Here is a 16,551-nt window from a genome sequence, read left to right as displayed (position 1 = left end):
CGGGTCAGACGGCCGGGCGGGTCGCCTTGATCGAGTACATCATCGGGATGCGGGGCCGGTCCGACGGGAAGCGGTAGTAGCCGTCCTCGTGCCGCTGCAGCGCCCCGTACCGCGGGAACAGCGAGGCGTCGTGCTCGTGCAGGAACTCGATCCGCAGGCCGGCCCCGGCGAGCGCGGTGACGACCTCGCCGACCGGATGCACCCACTCCACGCTGCGGTTGTGGACGGTCGCGGCGTCCAGCTCGGCGTACGTGCCGGGAGTGGTGTCCACCCAGGGCTCGCGCACGAAGTAGTCGTTCACGATCCGGCTGCCGGTCTCGTCGTCCAGCGAGTCGGTCAGCGGATGGAACTCCGCCACGTACAGGAAGCCGCCGGGAGCGACGAGCGAGGCCGCGGTCTCCGCCCAGCGCACGATGTCGGGCAGCCAGTTCAGCGCGCCGCAGCCGGTGTAGACGATGTCGTACGAGCTGTCCGGGACGGCCTCCGCTGCGTCGTACACGTCGGCCGCGACGAACGCCGCCCGGTCCTGGGTGAAGCCCAGGTCCGCGGCGAGCGAGCGGGCGGTCTCGACGGCCGGCTCGGAGAAGTCCAGGCCGACGACCTGCGAGGCGCCGTGACGGGCCCAGGACAGGGTGTCGAGGCCGATGTGGCACTGGAGGTGCAGCAGGGACCGGCCGGTGACGTCCCCGACCTCCGCGAGCTCGAAGTCGCGCAGGGCGTCCTTCCCGGCGCGGAAGGCGTCCAGGGCGTAGAAGTCGCTCGCGGCGTGGATCGGGACGCGCTCGTCCCAGCGAGCGCGGTTGACCTCGTGCCAGTCGTCGGGCGTCGGCGAGTACATGCCCGCGAGGTTATCCACAGGTCGAGGGGGACGCGACCCGATTGTCCGCCGCGCGGAGCATCATGGGTGCCATGACTGAGAGCAAGCGCCCCGAGCCCGGAACCGAGCCCACCGACCAGGCCCCCGCCTGGCAGCGACGCTTCCGCGCGCCGCGGGTCTCCCTGCCCGAGTGGGCGGAGGAGGCCCCCGACCGCTCGCTCTTCGTGTCGAACGCGACGGGCACGTACGAGCTGTACGCCTGGGACCGGACGACCGGGGAGCAGCGCCAGGTCACGGACCGGCCGAACGGCACGACCGACGGCACGCTGTCGCCGGACGGCGCCTGGATCTGGTGGTTCGCGGACACCGACGGGGACGAGTTCGGGGTGTGGATGCGCCAGCCGTTCGCCGGCGGCCCGGACGAGCCGGCCGTGCCGGGTCTCGACGCCTCCTACCCCGCGGGCCTCGCCATCGGCCGGGACGGCACCCTCCTGGTGGGCCGCTCCACGGACGAGGACGGCTCGACGGTCCACCTCGTGCGCCCCGGAGCCGACGCCCCGGTCGAGATCTACCGGCACCGTGAGTCCGCCGGGGTCGGCGACCTGTCGTACGACGGCGCCCTGATCGCCGTCGAGCACACCGAGCACGGGGACGCGATGCACTCGGCGCTGCGGGTGCTGCGCTCCGCGGACGCGAGCGTCCTCGCCGAGCTCGACGACACCAAGGGCGGCACGGAGGAGCTGGGGCTCGCGGTCCTGGGCTTCGCCCCCGTGGACGGCGACAGCCGGCTGCTCGTGGGACACCAGCGGCGCGGCCGCTGGGAGCCGATGATCTGGGACGTGGCGGAGGGCACGGAGCAGGACCTCCGGCTCGACCTGCCGGGCGACGTGTCGGCCGAGTGGTACCCGGACGGTTCGGGCCTGCTGATCGTGCACAGCTTCGAGGCCCGCAGCGAGCTGTGGCGGTACGAGATCGCGACCGGCGCCCTGGTCCGGGTGGACACCCCGGCCGGGTCGGTGTCGAGCGCCACGGCCCGGCCGGACGGCAGCGTGGAGTACCTGTGGTCCTCGGCCGCCGAGCCGCCGGTGGTGCGGTCCACGGACGGCGGCGTGGTCCTCGACCCGCCCGGCCCCAAGGCCCCGGCGTCGGTGCCGGTGGAGGACGTGTGGGTGGAGGGCCCGGGCGGCCGCGTCCACGCGCTGGTGCAGCGGCCGGACGGCGAGGGCCCCTTCCCGACGGTCTTCGAGGTCCACGGCGGCCCCACCTGGCACGACAGCGACGCCTTCGCGTCGGGCCCGGCGGCCTGGGTGGACCACGGGTACGCGGTGGTCCGGGTCAACTACCGGGGCTCGACGGGGTACGGCCGGGAGTGGACGGACGCCCTCAAGCACCGGGTCGGCCTGATCGAGCTGGAGGACATCGACGCGGTCCGCGCCTGGGCGGTGGCGAGCGGTCTCGCCGACCCGGCCCGGCTCGTGCTGTCCGGCGGCTCCTGGGGCGGCTACCTGACGCTCCTCGGCCTCGGTACGCAGCCGGAGGCCTGGGCGGTCGGGCTGGCCGCGGTCCCCGTCGCGGACTACGTCGCGGCCTACGAGGACGAGATGGAGGCGCTGAAGGCCCTGGACCGGACGCTGCTCGGCGGCTCGCCCGAGGAGGTGCCCGAGCGGTACGCGGCCTCGTCGCCGCTCACCTACGTCGACGCGGTGAAGGCGCCGGTCCACATCTCGGCCGGGGTCAACGACCCGCGCTGCCCGATCCGCCAGATCGACAACTACGTGGAGCGGCTCGCGGCCCGGGGCGCGGTCCACGAGGTGTACCGGTACGACGCGGGCCACGGCTCGCTCGTGGTGGAGGAGCGGATCAAGCAGGTCGGCCTGGACCTGGCGTTCGCCGCGAAGCACCTGGGAGGTGGGCCGGTGCGGGCCTGAGGCGGGCGGGGACCCGGCCGACGGGCCGCCGGGGCGGCCCCCGTACCGTGGGGGGCGTGTACCGGTTCCTGAGAACGCCCCGCTGGTGGGGGATCAACGTCTTCGTCCTGCTGGCGATCCCGTTCTGCGTGTTCATGGGGACCTGGCAGCTGGGCAAGTTCGAGGATCGCGTCGACTCCCACGAGGAGGCCGAGAAGCGGCCCGCCGTGAGCACGATGAAGACGGCGCCGCTGGACTCGCTGCTCCCGGTGGACCAGGAGACCTCGGGCCGCTCGGCGGAGGCGCGCGGCCGGTTCGGGGCGCAGTTCCTCGTTCCGGACCGTGACCTGGGCGGCCGGACCGGCAGCTACGTGCTGACGCTGCTGCGGACGGACGGGGGCCGTTCGCTCCCGGTGGTCCGCGGCTGGCTCCCCACGGGTGCGAAGGTCCCGGCCCCGCCGTCCGGCGAGGTCACGGTCGTGGGCGCGCTCCAGGCCTCCGAGAACGGCGGCACCAAGGGGGTCAACGCGGCGGGCGGGCTGCCCGAGGGTCAGCTGGGGATGATCAGTGCGGCGTCCCTGGTGAACGTGGTGACGGACGACGTCTACGACGCCTGGATCACCCTCGCCGACTCCCCCGCCGGCCTGACCCCGGTCCCGGCGGCGGCCGCGGCGGGCACGAGCCTGGACGCGAAGGCCTTCCAGAACCTGGGCTACACCGCGGAGTGGTTCGTCTTCGCCGGCTTCGTGCTCTTCATGTGGTTCCGCCTCGTGCGCCGCGAGGCGGAGGCGTCCCGCGACGAGGCGCTGGGGCTGTAGGAGACGGGGAGGGGCGGGGAGGGAGGGGGCGGGGAAGCCCCCCTGATGACCGCCCCCTGATGCCCGCCCCCTGATGTACCCGCTCCCGGGGTACCCGCTCCCGGGCGCCCGCTCCCGCCCCGGGCCTCTCAGGACCCCGCCAGGACCCCGGTCCGGTAGATCGTGCCGGCGCAGGCGCCGGGGATGGTGGCGGACGCCGCGGGGCCGCCGGGCTCGGCGACGTGGCTGACCAGGACGCTGCCGTCGGCCGGGCCGCCGTCCTCGCGGAGCAGCTGGGGTGCCGCGCCGGAGCCGGTGTCGGGGCCGGTGCCCGGATCCGTGCCGCTTCCTCCGGAGCCCGTGCCCTCGCTGGGGTCGGGGCTGCTCGTTCCGCCGGTCGGGGTGGGCGTGGGCGGCGGGGTGGTCGGCGGTTCGGTCGGCGGCACCACGGTCGGGGGCGGCGTGGTGGGGGTGGTCGGGCAGGTCTCGCTCGGCACCCAGACGAACTTCACCTCGTAGGAGCCGCTGGGCTTCAGGGCCATCGCGGAGAACTCCTGGGAGGGGTCGGGCAGTCCGCTGCCGCCGTCTCCCGAGGTGTGCCGGATCACGGAGATCCGCGCCGGGTCGGCGGCGCCGCGGGCCTCGAAGCCGACGACTCCGGCGCCTTCCACGACGCACGCCCGGTCGGAGATGTTGGAGATGCGGAAGGTGCCGTGCACCTTGCCCTCGCCGTCGGGTCCGCCGGCGCCCGCCGAGCTGACGCCGAGCTGCGCGGCCGTGCAGGCGGGGAAGGCTCCGGGGAGGGCTTCCGCCCCGCGTCCGCTGCCGGACGAGGTGCCGGGGCCGGGTTGCTGCGGCTTGCCCCCGGAGCCTTCGGAGGCGCCCTGGCTGGGCGATCCGGTGCTCGTGGGGGGCTGGGCGCTCTGGCCTCCCTCGATGCCGGTCTCGGCGCCGGTGCCGCCCTGGGCCTCCTCGCCGTGGCCGGCGTTCACGGGGTTCCCGGCGGCGGAGACGCCGCCGGAGGAGGCGACGTGCACGAAGGCGGGTACGGCGGTCCCGATGAGGACCGCGGCGGCGGCGGCGCCGACGACGGCCTGCCGCTTGCGGGCGCGGCGTGCGGGCACGGCGCGGCGCAGGTGCTCCAGCGAGCCCTGGGAGGGCTCCAGTCCGGAGACGGCGCTCTGGAACAGTCTCCGCAGCGCGAGTTCGTCGTCCCCGTCGCCCTCGCCCGGGCCGGGCTCGATCTTCACCATGCGCTGTCCACTCGGTTCGTCACGTTCTTCGGGGGCGTCGCTCCGGACGTCGGCGCCCTCGGCGGCGCCCTGGTCGGCGGCGCCGGGCCGCGCCGGCCCGGTCGTGCCGCCGGTCTCGGCCTCGGCGGTGTTCTCGGCGGCGCCGCCGCTCTCGGTCCCGGCGGTGCCGTCGGCGTCGACGCCGCGCTCGGCCCTGCCGCCGCTCTCGGCTCCGGCGGTGTCGTCGCCCGCGGGTTCGCCGGCGGGGTCCTTGCGTGGTGCCTCGCTCACGACGTCGCTCCCATCGCGACGCGCAGCGACGCGATGCCCCGCGAGCCGTACGCCTTCACCGAGCCCAGGGATATCCCGAGGGCCTCGGCGACCTGAGCCTCCGTCATGTCGGAGAAGTACCGCAGGGCCAGGACCTCGCGCTGGCGGCGCTGGAGTCCGCGCATCGCCTTGATGAGGTCCTCGCGCTCCAGCTGGTCGTAGGCGCCCTCCTCCGCGCTGGCCATGTCCGGCATCGGCTTGGACAGCAGTTTGAGTCCGAGGATGCGGCGGCGCAGGGCCGAGCGGGAGAGGTTGACGACGGTCTGGCGGAGGTAGGCGAGCGTCTTCTCGGGCTCGCGCACCCGCTTGCGGGCCGAGTGGACGCGGATGAACGCCTCCTGGACGACGTCCTCGCAGGAGGCCGTGTCGTCGAGGAGGAGGGCGGCGAGACCGAGGAGCGACCGGTAGTGGGCGCGGTAGGTCTCGGTCAGGTGGTCGACGGTGGTCCCGGCCGCCGCGCCGCCTTCGGCGCTCGTGCGGGGCGAGGGGATGCCGTCGACGGCGCTCGTGCGGGATCCGGTGGGCACGGGGGCGATCACCGGCATGCCGCCGAGCGGGCGCGGCCGGCGGTAGGGGACGGCCGTCGCGCCGCGGGCGGGAACGATCGCGGTGCCGCGGGCCGGTACGGCCTTGGTGCCGCGGGCCGGGGCGACCGCGGGGCCGCGGGCGGGGACGGCTGCCGTGCCGCGCGCGGGGACGACGGCGACGCTCCGCGCGGGGAGCACTGCTGTGCCAGCGCCGCGCAGCGGAGCGATGGTCGCGATGTCGAGTACGTCTGCCACGCAGGTTGGACACGCTTCCCCCCGGCAGGGTTGTACGCGTACGCCACCGTTTTTGACGGTGAGTCGTTTGTCCTCATGCGTAACCGTTCTCCCCCGATGCCCCGCTTTCACAGCGCGCCACGCCACACATGGTGAGTGCACGCAGAGACGCCGTCCACCCGACCGCTGGTTGCAGGAGGGGGGAAGAGCATCGTCGACCACGGAATCATCGCAGTTCAAGAGGTATCTGACGCCTAATTGCTCACAGGTCGTTCACAGATCCTACAAATACGTGACAACCGATTCCGCGATCTGGAGGGCGTTGAGGGCGGCGCCCTTGCGGAGGTTGTCGGCGCAGACGAAGAAGTCGAGGGCCCGCTCGTCGTCCATGGAGCGCCGCACCCGTCCGACCCAGGCGGGGTCGGTGCCGACGACGTCGGCGGGGGTGGGGAAGTCGCCGGCGGCGGGATCGTCGTACAGCACGACCCCGGGCGTGGTCGCGAGGATCTCGTGTGCGCGGTCGAGCGGCACGGGGTGCTCGAAGCGGGCGTGCACGGAGACGGAGTGGCCGGTGACGACGGGGACGCGGACGCAGGTGGCGGCGACCCGGAGGGCGGGGAGGCCGAGGATCCGCCGGGTCTCGTCGCGTACGTGCTCCTCCTCCGTGGAGGCTCCGTCGGCGCCGGCCGTGCCGGACCAGGGCAGGACGTTGAGCGCGAGGGGGCCGGGGAAGGGACCGGTGTCCTCGCCGACGGCCCGTCGTACGTCTCCGGGGTGGGTGCCGAGGTCCTGGCGGCCCGCCAGGAGGCCGAGCTGGGTGCGGAGCGCCTCGACGCCGGCCTGTCCGGCGCCGGCGCCGCTCGCGGCCTGCTGGGCGGTGACGACGAGTTCGGTGAGTCCGAACTCGGCGTGCAGGGCGCCGACGGCGACGACCAGGGCGAGGGTGGTGCTGCCGGGGCTCGCGACGATGCCGCGGGGGCGGAGGCGGGCGGAGTGGGCGTTGGTCTCGGGGACCACGAGGGGGACGTCGGGGTCCGCGCGGAAGGCGGCGGAGGTGTCGACGACGACGGCGCCCTTGGTGGCGGCGATGGGCGCCCAGCGGGCGGCCACCGTCTCGGGCACCAGGAAGAGCGCCAGGTCGACGCCTTCCAGTGCGTCCTCGTCGAGTGCGAGGATCTCGCACTCCTCCCCGCGCACGGCGGCCTTGCGGCCGGCCGAGCGCGGGGAGGCGAGGAGGCGTATGTCGCCCCAGACGTCCGCGTGGTGCGTGAGCATCTGGAGCATCACCGAGCCGACGGCTCCGGTCGCACCGACGACCGCGAGTGTCGGCTTCGGGGTCATCGTCCGGTGCCTCCGTAGACGACGGCCTCGTCCGAGTCGCTGTCCAGGCCGAAGGCGCTGTGGACGGCGCGGACGGCCTCGTTGACGTCGTCGGCGCGGGTGACGACCGAGATGCGGATCTCGGAGGTCGAGATGAGCTCGATGTTCACGCCGGCGTCGGAGAGGGCGCGGAAGAAGTCCGCGGTGACGCCCGGGTTGGTCTTCATCCCGGCGCCGACCAGGGAGATCTTGCCGATCTGGTCGTCGTAGCGCAGCGAGTCGAAGCCGATCGCGGTCTTCGCCTTCTCCAGGGCGTCGATGGCCTTGCGGCCCTCGGCCTTGGGGAGGGTGAAGGAGATGTCCGTGAGGCCCGTCGAGGCGGCGGACACGTTCTGCACGATCATGTCGATGTTGATCTCGGCGTCGGCGACGGCCCGGAAGATGGCCGCGGCCTCGCCCGGCTTGTCCGGCACGCCGACGACGGTGATCTTCGCCTCCGAGGTGTCGTGGGCGACACCCGAGATGATGGCCTGCTCCACCTTCTGGTCCTTTGCGTCGGAGAGCGGTTCGTTGCTGACCCAGGTGCCCTGCAGCCCCGAGAAGGACGAGCGCACGTGGATCGGGATGTTGTAGCGGCGCGCGTACTCGACGCAGCGGTGCAGCAGCACCTTGGAGCCGGAGGCGGCGAGCTCCAGCATGTCCTCGAAGGAGATCCAGTCGATCTTCTTCGCCTTCTTCACCACGCGCGGGTCGGCGGTGAACACGCCGTCGACGTCGGTGTAGATCTCGCAGACCTCGGCGTCCAGCGCGGCGGCGAGCGCCACAGCGGTGGTGTCGGACCCGCCGCGGCCGAGCGTGGTGATGTCCTTCTTGTCCTGGGACACGCCCTGGAAGCCGGCGACGATGGCGATGTTGCCCTCGTCGAGGGCGGTGCGGATACGGCCCGGCGTGACATCGATGATGCGCGCTTTGTTGTGGACCGAGTCGGTGATGACACCGGCCTGGCTGCCCGTGAACGACTGGGCCTCGTGGCCCAGGTTTTTGATCGCCATGGCCAGCAGGGCCATGGAGATCCGCTCTCCGGCGGTCAGCAGCATGTCGAATTCACGCCCGGCAGGAATGGGGGATACCTGCTCGGCGAGATCGATCAACTCGTCCGTCGTGTCGCCCATCGCGGAAACCACGACGACCACCTGGTGGCCGTTCTTCTTGGCGTCCACGATCCGCTTGGCGACCCGCTTGATGCCTTCGGCATCGGCAACGGAGGAGCCTCCGTACTTCTGCACGACAAGGCCCACGTGCGCTCCTCGATCAGTCTCTGCCGCAGTCATTACTGCGGTCGGCTCAGTTTAACGAGCGGCCCGGAATCGCCGACCGTATATCGCATCCTGAGATGTCCCGCTCAGTCAGTGATCACGGCCTGGACGGTCCGGACCGCCCGGTGGGTCTGCCTGCCCGGGTGAGCCGGGGGTACGCGGCGGGAGCCCGAGATGTGCGCGGGCTCACACGCCGTCGGGGAGCCGGCCGCTGCCTCCTCAGCGTGCGCAGGCCGAGCCGGGCGCTACTTCCTCAGCGTGCGCAGGCCGAGCGGGGCGCCGATCTCCTCGGCCATCACGCGGCCCGCCTCCTCGGCGAGGTCGTCCTCGGTCAGGTCCTCGTCGGTGTCGAGGCCGTCGAGCGCCGCGAGCGGCTGGTCGAGGCGGACGTGGGCGACGAGCGACTGGAGGGCGCGGAGGGTGGCGGAGGCGGTGGGTCCCCAGTTGGAGAAGTAGGAGAACTGCCACCACCAGAGGGCCTCGCTGGTGCGGCCCGCGCGGTAGTGGGCCTGGCCGTGGCGGAGGTCGGCGACGATGTCGGCGAGGTTGTCGGAGATGCGGGCCGGGACCGGGGCCTTGCGGGGCTCGTACGGGTCGAAGACCTCGGAGAACACGTCGACCGGTTCGAGGAGCACGGCGAAGCGCTCGCGCAGGTCGTCCATGTCGGGCTCGGGGCCCGTGTCCGTCTCGTAGCGCTCGTCCGGGACGATGTCCTCGTGCGCGCCGAGCCGGCCGCCCGCGAGGAGCAGCTGCGAGATCTCCAGGAGCAGGAAGGGCACGGCGCTGTCCGGCTCGTCGCCCTTGGCGACCTCGGTGGTCGCGACGATGAAGCTCTCGATGGAGTCGGCGATCTGGACCGCGAAGTCGTCGGGGTTCTGCGTGATCGCGTGCAGCGTGGGGTCAGACATCGAGGAGCCTCCCTGAGAGCGCACCGGCCCGGTCGTCATACATCTAGCAGCCTCCGTCCCTCGAAGGCACGGCCGAGGGTGACCTCGTCGGCGTACTCGAGGTCGCCGCCGACCGGGAGTCCGCTGGCGAGCCGCGTCACCTTGAGCCCCATCGGCTTGATCATCCGCGCCAGGTACGTCGCGGTGGCCTCGCCCTCCAGGTTCGGGTCGGTCGCGAGGATCAGCTCGGTGACCGTGCCGTCGGCGAGCCGGGCGAGCAGCTCGCGGATGCGGAGGTCGTCCGGGCCGACGCCCTCGATCGGGCTGATCGCGCCGCCGAGGACGTGGTAGCGCCCCCGGAACTCGCGGGTCCGCTCGATCGCGACGACGTCCTTGGGTTCCTCGACCACGCAGATGACGGTCAGGTCGCGGCGGGGGTCGCGGCAGATGTTGCACTGCTCCTGCTGTGCCACGTTGCCGCAGACCGCGCAGAACCTGACCTTCTCCTTGACCTCCAGGAGCGCGTGCGCGAGACGTCGTACGTCGGTCGGCTCGGCCTGGAGGATGTGGAAGGCGATCCGCTGCGCGCTCTTGGGACCGACGCCGGGCAGCCTGCCCAGTTCGTCGATGAGGTCCTGCACCACGCCTTCGTACACGGAACGCCCTTCCAAGGGAGTGCTTGATTCTTACGGTAGTGGCTTAAAGCGGGGCTAAGAAGTCCACGGGCGGCGGGGGCTCGAAAGCCCCCGGTCCGGTGGCGTCAGAAGCCGAGTCCGGGCATGCCGCCCATGCCCTGGGCCAGCGGGCCGAGCTTGGCCTGCTGGAGCTGCTGCGCGTTGTCGTTGGCGGCCTGGACGGCGGCCACGATCAGGTCGGCGAGCGTCTCGGTGTCCTCCGGGTCGACCGCCTTGGGGTCGATGACCAGGCCGCGGAGCTCGCCGGAGCCGGTCACGGTCGCCTTGACCAGGCCGCCGCCCGCCTGTCCGTCGACCTCGGTCGCCGCCAGCTCCTGCTGGGCGCGGGCGAGGTCCTGCTGCATCTTCTGGGCCTGCTGGAGAAGCTGCTGCATGTTGGGCTGACCACCACCGGGAATCACGGTCACTCCTGAGGTTCGGTACGTCCGTATGTCGGTACGCCGAGCCTACGTGGTCGCCGCCCGCCCTGCTCCACCACTCTTTCGAGTGAGAAACCCCGGGCTCCTCTACCTGATCAAGACCCCCTTGCGGGCGGAAATCCTGGGATTCCGGGCCCGCCGCCCACCATTCGGCGGTAGGAAGGGCAGGCACCACGTGCACCGCACGTCACAGAAGGACACGAGCACTGAGCTGAACAGAGGAGTCCCCCGGTGAGCCAGCAGCCGGAGATGCAGCCACCGGGACCCCCCGGGGGAGACGTTCACCGCGATCTGACCGGGACGCCGTTCCCCCTGGGCGACTGGGGCGAGCCCGCCGAGCGGCTCGACGAGCTGTACCGCTGGGTGGAGTCCCACGCCCTGCGCATCGCCGAGTGGTACCTCTCCGACCGGGTCTGGAAGCGCCGCAACGCCCGGATGCTGCGGATCGGCACGGCCGTCGGGGTGATCGCGGGTGCCGCGCTGCCGCTGCTCGACCTGACCGGTGTGGCGGAGGGGGCCGCCGGCTGGGGCTACCTCTCGCTGCTGCTCGGGGCCGCCTGTCTGGCCTGCGACCGGTACTTCGGTCTGACCGCGGGCTGGATGAGGGACGTGGCGACGGCACAGGCCGTGCAGCGCCGTCTCCAGGCCCTGCAGTTCGACTGGGCCTCGGAGAGCGTCCGGGAGGTCCTGGGGCCCACGGAGGGCACCGCCAGCGAGGCGGCCGAGCGCTGCCTGGGCGTGCTGCGGCGCTTCTCGGAGGACGTGACGGAGCTCGTACGGGCGGAGACCGCGGACTGGATGGTCGAGTTCCGCTCGGGTCCGGCGCCGCTGGCCCTCCAGTCGGTGGGCGTGGTGCCCGCGCGGGCGGAGAGCCACCATCCGTCGGGCCGTTTCCCGCTGCCGCCGGGCACCCGGCCGAACATGCCGCGGCAGCGGCCCCCGGAGGCCCGCTGACGGGGGCCTCCGGGACCCCGCGGCTGCCGCCGGCCCCGGGCCGCCCGGGTCTGCGGACGGCCGGGCCGGGTGTGCGGACCCCGGCCGGGCCGGTGCGGGCGGGGTCGGTGGTGGACCTCAGCTCAGGATGATCATCGAGCCCTGGGCCAGGCTCCGGGTCGCGGCCGCGTGCAGTCCCAGCCACACGTGGCGCTCCCGGGCGAAGGGGCCGCCGTCCGGCGCGACCGCGGCGGCCGGCTCCTCCAGGGTGGTGGGCCGCTCCGGCGGGAGCGGGGGCGCCGGGGGGTTGGCGGGGTCGATGCCGATGGAGGGCGCCACGAACTCCAGCTCGCGCAGCAGCCCGTACGAGGAGCCGAGCGGCCCGCCGCCCTCCAGCAGCTCGTCGTTGGCGAGCGGGACCGGGAAGTCGACCGGGACGTAGGCGCCGGCGTGGTCGTAGTGCCAGACGAGGTGGGACTGCTGGGCGGTCGCCTCGAACATCTCCAGGAGCTGCTCGTAGTCGCCGCCGAGCTCGCCGACGGGTTCGACGGGGAGTCCGCACATCTGGAGGAGGTAGGCGCGCCGCAGGAAGTGCAGGGCCTCGTAGTCGAAGCCGGCGATCGGGGCGACGTCGCCGGAGAGCCCGGGCATGTAGGCGTAGACCGGCACGGTCGGCAGACCGGAGGCGGTGAGCACGGCGTCGTACGCGGCGATCTCTTCGGCGAAGGGGTTGTCGGGGCTGTGGCACAGCACGTCGACGAGGGGGACCAGCCACAGGTCACAGGCCAAGGGAGGCTCGCTCTCCGTCAGTTGCGGGGGACGCTCGCAGGGCGTTCGCCAGGCTTTTGCAGGGACGGCCAGGTTAGTCGGCGCCCCACGGACACCGTCCACCCGCTGAGGAACTGCCCGGGGAGCCGGGCGCTCAACCCGGGGAGGGCGTCCCAACCCGGCGGCGGTCCTCCGGTCCGGTGGCGGTCGGCGGCCCGTTCCGGCCCGGCCGGTCGTGCCGGGGGCCCGGTCAGCGGGCCCGGCGCTCCAGCCGGTCGGCCCATTCCATCGCGTGGGCGTTGTACTCCCGGACGACCGCGACGGCCGCCTGCGCGTCACCGCGGGTGATGGCGTCGACGAGGTCGACGTGTCCGCTCCACAGCCAGCCGAGGACGTCCCGCTCGGAGCGCAGGTAGGGGACGGAGAACACCCAGGCCTGGACGCGGAGCCGGTGGAGGAAGTCGGCGATGTAGTCGTTGGCGGCGACGAGCCGGCCGAGTTCGCGCCAGTACCGGATGTCGTAGCCGATGAGGATGTCGAGGTCGCCGGCGCGGGCGGCGCGGGCCGCGGCCTCGCCCCTGCGGCGGACGGAGACGAGGGCGACGCCGATCCCGAGGTCGGGTTCGGTGGCGGCGGAGCGGGGCGGCACCATGGCGGCGTCGCGCCGGAAGATGCCGTCGACGACGAGCATCCGGGCCTCGACCATGCCCCGGTAGTCGTCGACCGAGTACTGGTGGACGCGGAAGCCGCGGTGCTGGTCGGAGTCGAGGAGGCCCTGGGCGCAGAGATCGACGAGGGCTTCGCGCACGGGGGTGGTGGAGACGCCGTACTGGTCGGCGATCTGCTTGACGGTGAATTCCTCACCGGGTTGGAGACGGCCCGCGAGCACCTCGTCACGCAGCGCGTCCGCGATCTGCTGTCGCAGGGTGTTGCGGGTGACAGCTCCGCTCGCGGGCATGGGTGCGCCCCCTCCGTCCGGCTCCGGACACCCTAGTCCAGACGGAAGGGGCGCCCCCGTTTCCGATGTCACACGGTGATCACGCGGGGGTCACACGGTGTGCTCGTCGGCGACCGCGAGGGCGGCGTCGAGGGCGGCGAGGCCCTCCTTCGCCTCGGCCTCGGTGACGTTGCAGGCGGGGACGGCGTGGGTGCGGTTCATGTTGACGAAGGGCCACAGGCCGTTCTTCTTCGCCGCCGCGCCGAAGGCGGCCATCGGCGCGTTCGCCTCGCCGGCCGCGTTGTACGGGACGAGCGGCTCGCGGGTCTCGCGGTTCTTGACCAGGTCGAGGGCCCAGAAGACGCCGAGGCCGCGGACCTCGCCGACGGACGGGTGGCGCTCGGCGAGCTCGCGCAGGCCGGGGCCGAGGACGTGCTCGCCGATGTGGGCGGCGTTCTCGACGACCTTCTCGTCCTCCATCACCTGGATGGTGGCGACGGCGGCGGCGCAGGCCAGCGGGTGACCGGAGTAGGTCAGTCCGCCCGGGTAGGGCCGCTTGTCGAAGGTGGCGGCGATCTTCTCGCTGATGGCGACGCCGCCGAGGGGCACGTAGCCGGAGTTGACGCCCTTGGCGAAGGTCATCAGGTCGGGCACGACGTCGAAGTGCTCGGCGGCGAACCACTTTCCGGTGCGGCCGAAGCCGGCCATGACCTCGTCGAGGACGAAGACGATGCCGTACTTGTCGCAGATCTCGCGGACGCCGGCGAGGTAGCCGGGCGGCGGGGTCATGATGCCGGCGGTGCCGGGCACGGTCTCCAGGATGATCGCGGCGATCGTCGCCGGACCCTCGAAGGCGATCGTGTCCTCCAGGTGCTGGAGGGCTCGGGCGCTCTCCTCCGCCTCGGTGGTGGCGTAGAAGGGCGAGCGGTAGAGGAACGGCGCCCAGAAGCGCACGACGCCGGCGGAGCCGTTGTCGGAGGCCCAGCGGCGCGGGTCACCGGTCAGGTTGATCGCGGTGGAGGTGGCGCCGTGGTACGAGCGGTAGGCGGAGAGCACCTTCGTGCGGCCGGTGTGCAGCCGGGCCATGCGGACGGCGTTCTCGACGGCCTCGGCGCCGCCGTTGGTGAAGAAGATCTTGTCCAGGTCGCCCGGGGTGCGCTCGGCGATGAGGCGTGCGGCCTCGGAGCGGACGTCGATGGCGAAGGCGGGCGCGAAGGTGGTGAGCTTCGCGGCCTGCTCCTGGATGGCGGCGACCACGCGGGGGTGCTGGTAGCCGATGTTCGTGTAGACGAGGCCGCTGGTGAAGTCCAGGTAGCGGTTTCCGTCGTAGTCCCAGAAGTACGAACCCTCGGCGCCGGCGACGGCGAGCGGGTCGATCAGGCCCTGAGCGGACCAGGAGTGGAACACGTGCGCGCGGTCGGCGGCCTTGACGGCGGCCCCGGCCTGGGGATCGGGTTCGACGACATGAGGGGTCATGGCGTCGAGGGTAAGGAACCGCAGGTAGGGCGGGCCATGGCCATCTTGTCCACCGAGACCGGGGCGGACGCGACACCTTGTTCCGTCATGCGGAATCCGCCCGCCCATTGACAGCATACTGTCGTCATGACAGTCTTCTGTCATCAGGGGAACCAAGGGATCGACCACACCGAGCAAGGGGTCAGCCATGGGAACGCACGCCGGAACGAAGACCGTCCACCTCGCCGTCTACGACACGCTCGCCGACTGGGAGACGGGCCACACCACCGCCTGGCTCGCCCGCGCCGGGTACACGGTCAGGACGGTCGGCCCGGTCGCCGGGGAGCCCGTCACGACCATCGGCGGCCTGCGGATCGTGCCCGACCTCGCGCTCGCCGACCTGCGGCCCGAGGACAGCGCGCTGCTGATCCTCCCCGGGGCCGAGAAGTACGACGAGGGCGACGAGCTGGCCCCCTTCACGGCCCGAGCCGCCGCCTTCCTCGACGCCGGGGTCCCGGTCGCCGCGATCTGCGGCGCCACCGCAGGCCTGGCGAAGGCGGGACTCCTCGACCGGCGGCCCCACACGAGCGCGGTCTCCTTCTACCTGGACGCCACCGGCTACAAGGGCGGCGAGCACTACGTCGACGCGGACGCGGTGACGTCGGAGGGCGAGGCCGGCACGGGCGCCCTGGTCACGGCGGGCCCGACCGAGCCGGTCGCCTTCGCCCGCGAGGTCTTCGCGGTCCTCGGCGCCTACGAGGGGAAGCGGGACGCCTGGTACCGCCTCTTCCACGACTCGGACCCGGCGGCCTTCGCCGAGCTGAACGCATGAGCCGCGCGGAGCAGGACGCGCTCTCCCGGACCGCCCTGGGCGTCTTCCGCCTCAACGGCCAGTTCCTCGCCGTCTCGGAGAAGCTGGCCGAGCCGGCGGGCCTGACCGCGGCCTGGTGGCAGGTCCTGGGAGCCGTCCTCCCCGAGCCCCTGCCGGTCGCCGGGATCGCCCGGACCATGGGCATCACCCGGCAGAGCGTCCAGCGGATCGCGGACCTGCTCGTCCGGGAGGGCCTCGCGTCGTACGAGCCGAACCCGGCCCACCGCCGGGCCAAGCTCCTCGCCCCCAGCGAGGCCGGCCGGGCGGCCATCGCCCGCATCGACCCGGGCCACGCGGAGCTGGCGGCCGCGCTCGTCCGGGAGCTGGGCGGCCAAGACGCCTTCGACGAGACGGTACGGGCCCTGGAGCGGCTGTCGGCGGCGCTGGAGGCGGTCGAGGCCTGTCACCAGTAAGTGACCTGCCGGAGGTAGACGCACTCGTGCCGAGGCAGGACGAGGTAGCTGAACATGCCGCCGGGAACGAAGGCGTCGTTCCCCTTGGGGCCCTCGCCCTGATACGCGGAGCCGTCCAGATAGAAGGCCTCGGCGGTCCTCACCAGTTCGTCGGCCTTCTTCTCCACCTCGGCGACGAAGGCGGGGGGCGCGCCCCCCACGACGTGCTCCTCGTCGGGGTCGTACTCCCAGTGCCAACTCACTCGGAGACCGCCCGCGCGGCTTCGTCCTCGACAGCACGAAGCTCGTCCATCGCCGCGCGGAAGGCCGGATCCTCCTTGCCCCTCGTACGGTGGAGCACGTCCAGCGCGGCAAGGCGACGCGTGGAGAGGTCGTACCGCCGCTCGATCTCCACCTCGCGGGCCCACACACTCAGCCACCCGTGCAGAGGCCCGAGTGTGTCGTGTTCGGCGGCCAGGGAGAACGCCTCGTTCTTCTGCTGCTCCATCTCCGCCAGCCGGTGGGGCGCGATGCGGGCAAGCGCGACGCGCAGGGCATCCGGCGTCCGCTGAGGCCGCGGAATCAGCTCTCCGCCGTGCTCGGGCTCTGTGCTCACAGTGTCCTCCCAAGGGTCCGCAGCCAGCCTAGGGCTTTCCTGCGGCCCACGGCTCGGAGAGAGGCGGGTCGTGGGCGCCACGAGCGGACGGACCGCCC

General features: G+C 72.8%; 18 protein-coding genes. 5 read left to right on the top strand and 13 right to left on the bottom strand.

The features are described from left to right. Positions 1-4: 4 nt before the first annotated feature. Positions 5-838 carry a class I SAM-dependent methyltransferase gene (locus tag ACY0MR_RS19920; RefSeq protein WP_388801600.1) on the bottom strand — a complete coding sequence of 278 codons (834 nt, stop codon included), beginning with the start codon at positions 836-838 and terminating at the stop codon, positions 5-7. A gap of 71 nt (positions 839-909) precedes the next feature. Between ACY0MR_RS19920 and ACY0MR_RS19915 the strand changes: the two genes are divergently transcribed. Together ACY0MR_RS19915 and ACY0MR_RS19910 are read left to right on the top strand one after the other, a co-directional pair. After that, positions 910-2,745 (top strand): S9 family peptidase, encoded by a 1,836-nt coding sequence (locus ACY0MR_RS19915; RefSeq protein WP_388801603.1) that lies wholly within the window; start codon positions 910-912, stop codon positions 2,743-2,745. Positions 2,746-2,801: 56 nt separating this feature from the next. Continuing rightward, a complete protein-coding gene (locus ACY0MR_RS19910) occupies positions 2,802-3,542 on the top strand; it encodes an SURF1 family protein (protein WP_361847638.1) in 741 nt (246 codons plus the stop codon). A 128-nt stretch (positions 3,543-3,670) separates the two neighbouring features. Here the strand turns inward: ACY0MR_RS19910 and ACY0MR_RS19905 are convergent, their stop codons facing one another. The 7 genes from ACY0MR_RS19905 to ACY0MR_RS19875 all read right to left on the bottom strand — a co-directional run bounded on the left by ACY0MR_RS19905 (position 3,671) and on the right by ACY0MR_RS19875 (position 10,463). After that, the gene (locus ACY0MR_RS19905) at positions 3,671-5,044 is read right to left on the bottom strand and encodes a hypothetical protein (RefSeq protein ID WP_473554469.1); all 1,374 of its coding nucleotides are present in this window, start codon (positions 5,042-5,044) and stop codon (positions 3,671-3,673) included. Next, complete coding sequence (locus tag ACY0MR_RS19900; RefSeq protein ID WP_388801610.1) at positions 5,041-5,865, bottom strand: SigE family RNA polymerase sigma factor; 825 nt, start codon at positions 5,863-5,865, stop codon at positions 5,041-5,043. Before ACY0MR_RS19900 ends, ACY0MR_RS19905 begins: the two co-directional genes overlap by 4 nt. Positions 5,866-6,126: 261 nt before the next feature. Beyond that, entirely contained in the window at positions 6,127-7,185 is a 1,059-nt protein-coding gene (locus ACY0MR_RS19895) for an aspartate-semialdehyde dehydrogenase (RefSeq protein WP_361847644.1), read from the bottom strand. Continuing rightward, positions 7,182-8,462 carry an aspartate kinase gene (locus ACY0MR_RS19890; RefSeq protein ID WP_015034573.1) on the bottom strand — a complete coding sequence of 427 codons (1,281 nt, stop codon included), beginning with the start codon at positions 8,460-8,462 and terminating at the stop codon, positions 7,182-7,184. Before ACY0MR_RS19890 ends, ACY0MR_RS19895 begins: the two co-directional genes overlap by 4 nt. A 263-nt stretch (positions 8,463-8,725) precedes the next feature. Continuing rightward, entirely contained in the window at positions 8,726-9,388 is a 663-nt protein-coding gene (locus tag ACY0MR_RS19885; protein WP_361847648.1) for a DUF5063 domain-containing protein, read from the bottom strand. Between the two features lie 35 nt (positions 9,389-9,423). After that, positions 9,424-10,023, bottom strand: coding sequence for a recombination mediator RecR (recR, locus tag ACY0MR_RS19880; protein WP_041662562.1), 600 nt, complete (start codon positions 10,021-10,023; stop codon positions 9,424-9,426). A 104-nt stretch (positions 10,024-10,127) separates the two neighbouring features. Further along, on the bottom strand, positions 10,128-10,463 hold the full coding sequence (locus ACY0MR_RS19875) for a YbaB/EbfC family nucleoid-associated protein (protein WP_015034576.1): 336 nt from the start codon (positions 10,461-10,463) through the stop codon (positions 10,128-10,130). A 267-nt stretch (positions 10,464-10,730) separates the two neighbouring features. On the opposite strand from ACY0MR_RS19875, the gene ACY0MR_RS19870 reads away from it, so the two are divergent. Further along, complete coding sequence (locus ACY0MR_RS19870; RefSeq protein WP_388802079.1) at positions 10,731-11,435, top strand: SLATT domain-containing protein; 705 nt, start codon at positions 10,731-10,733, stop codon at positions 11,433-11,435. 117 nt (positions 11,436-11,552) lie between these two features. Here ACY0MR_RS19870 and ACY0MR_RS19865 read toward each other — a convergent pair whose 3' ends face one another. From ACY0MR_RS19865 to ACY0MR_RS19855, 3 genes are all read right to left on the bottom strand, one after another. After that, complete coding sequence (locus ACY0MR_RS19865) at positions 11,553-12,203, bottom strand: hypothetical protein (RefSeq protein WP_361847652.1); 651 nt, start codon at positions 12,201-12,203, stop codon at positions 11,553-11,555. A 229-nt stretch (positions 12,204-12,432) separates the two neighbouring features. Next, entirely contained in the window at positions 12,433-13,140 is a 708-nt protein-coding gene (locus tag ACY0MR_RS19860) for a GntR family transcriptional regulator (protein WP_388801616.1), read from the bottom strand. Between the two features lie 90 nt (positions 13,141-13,230). Continuing rightward, positions 13,231-14,595 carry an aspartate aminotransferase family protein gene (locus ACY0MR_RS19855; protein ID WP_388801619.1) on the bottom strand — a complete coding sequence of 455 codons (1,365 nt, stop codon included), beginning with the start codon at positions 14,593-14,595 and terminating at the stop codon, positions 13,231-13,233. Positions 14,596-14,782: 187 nt separating this feature from the next. Here ACY0MR_RS19855 and ACY0MR_RS19850 point away from each other — a divergent pair, with 187 nt between their 5' ends. Beyond that, positions 14,783-15,406: a DJ-1/PfpI family protein gene (locus tag ACY0MR_RS19850; RefSeq protein ID WP_361847661.1), complete on the top strand. Its 624-nt coding sequence runs from the start codon at positions 14,783-14,785 to the stop codon at positions 15,404-15,406. Continuing rightward, positions 15,403-15,858 (top strand): MarR family winged helix-turn-helix transcriptional regulator, encoded by a 456-nt coding sequence (locus tag ACY0MR_RS19845; RefSeq protein ID WP_392867793.1) that lies wholly within the window; start codon positions 15,403-15,405, stop codon positions 15,856-15,858. Before ACY0MR_RS19850 ends, ACY0MR_RS19845 begins: the two co-directional genes overlap by 4 nt. On the opposite strand, the gene ACY0MR_RS19840 is transcribed toward ACY0MR_RS19845, so the two are convergent. Together ACY0MR_RS19840 and ACY0MR_RS19835 are read right to left on the bottom strand one after the other, a co-directional pair. Further along, complete coding sequence (locus ACY0MR_RS19840) at positions 15,849-16,100, bottom strand: hypothetical protein (RefSeq protein ID WP_473554463.1); 252 nt, start codon at positions 16,098-16,100, stop codon at positions 15,849-15,851. The genes ACY0MR_RS19845 and ACY0MR_RS19840 overlap by 10 nt on opposite strands. Next, positions 16,097-16,453 (bottom strand): hypothetical protein, encoded by a 357-nt coding sequence (locus tag ACY0MR_RS19835; RefSeq protein ID WP_231073474.1) that lies wholly within the window; start codon positions 16,451-16,453, stop codon positions 16,097-16,099. Before ACY0MR_RS19835 ends, ACY0MR_RS19840 begins: the two co-directional genes overlap by 4 nt. Between the last annotated feature and the right edge of the window lie 98 nt (positions 16,454-16,551).

It is taken from the genome of Streptomyces sp. JN8, assembly GCF_055808075.1.
This window is presented reverse-complemented; position numbering and strand designations above follow the sequence as displayed.

What these genes read in the sequence shown, in the direction of transcription:
- ACY0MR_RS19920 (WP_388801600.1), bottom strand. Translation starts at nt 838, where the DNA reads ATGTACTCGCCGACGCCCGACGACTGGCACGAGGTCAACCGCGCTCGC.
- ACY0MR_RS19915 (WP_388801603.1), top strand. Translation starts at nt 910, where the DNA reads ATGACTGAGAGCAAGCGCCCCGAGCCCGGAACCGAGCCCACCGACCAG.
- ACY0MR_RS19895 (WP_361847644.1), bottom strand. Translation starts at nt 7,185, where the DNA reads ATGACCCCGAAGCCGACACTCGCGGTCGTCGGTGCGACCGGAGCCGTC.
- ACY0MR_RS19885 (WP_361847648.1), bottom strand. Translation starts at nt 9,388, where the DNA reads ATGTCTGACCCCACGCTGCACGCGATCACGCAGAACCCCGACGACTTC.
- ACY0MR_RS19870 (WP_388802079.1), top strand. Translation starts at nt 10,731, where the DNA reads ATGCAGCCACCGGGACCCCCCGGGGGAGACGTTCACCGCGATCTGACC.
- ACY0MR_RS19860 (WP_388801616.1), bottom strand. Translation starts at nt 13,140, where the DNA reads ATGCCCGCGAGCGGAGCTGTCACCCGCAACACCCTGCGACAGCAGATC.
- ACY0MR_RS19855 (WP_388801619.1), bottom strand. Translation starts at nt 14,595, where the DNA reads ATGACCCCTCATGTCGTCGAACCCGATCCCCAGGCCGGGGCCGCCGTC.
- ACY0MR_RS19850 (WP_361847661.1), top strand. Translation starts at nt 14,783, where the DNA reads ATGGGAACGCACGCCGGAACGAAGACCGTCCACCTCGCCGTCTACGAC.
- ACY0MR_RS19845 (WP_392867793.1), top strand. Translation starts at nt 15,403, where the DNA reads ATGAGCCGCGCGGAGCAGGACGCGCTCTCCCGGACCGCCCTGGGCGTC.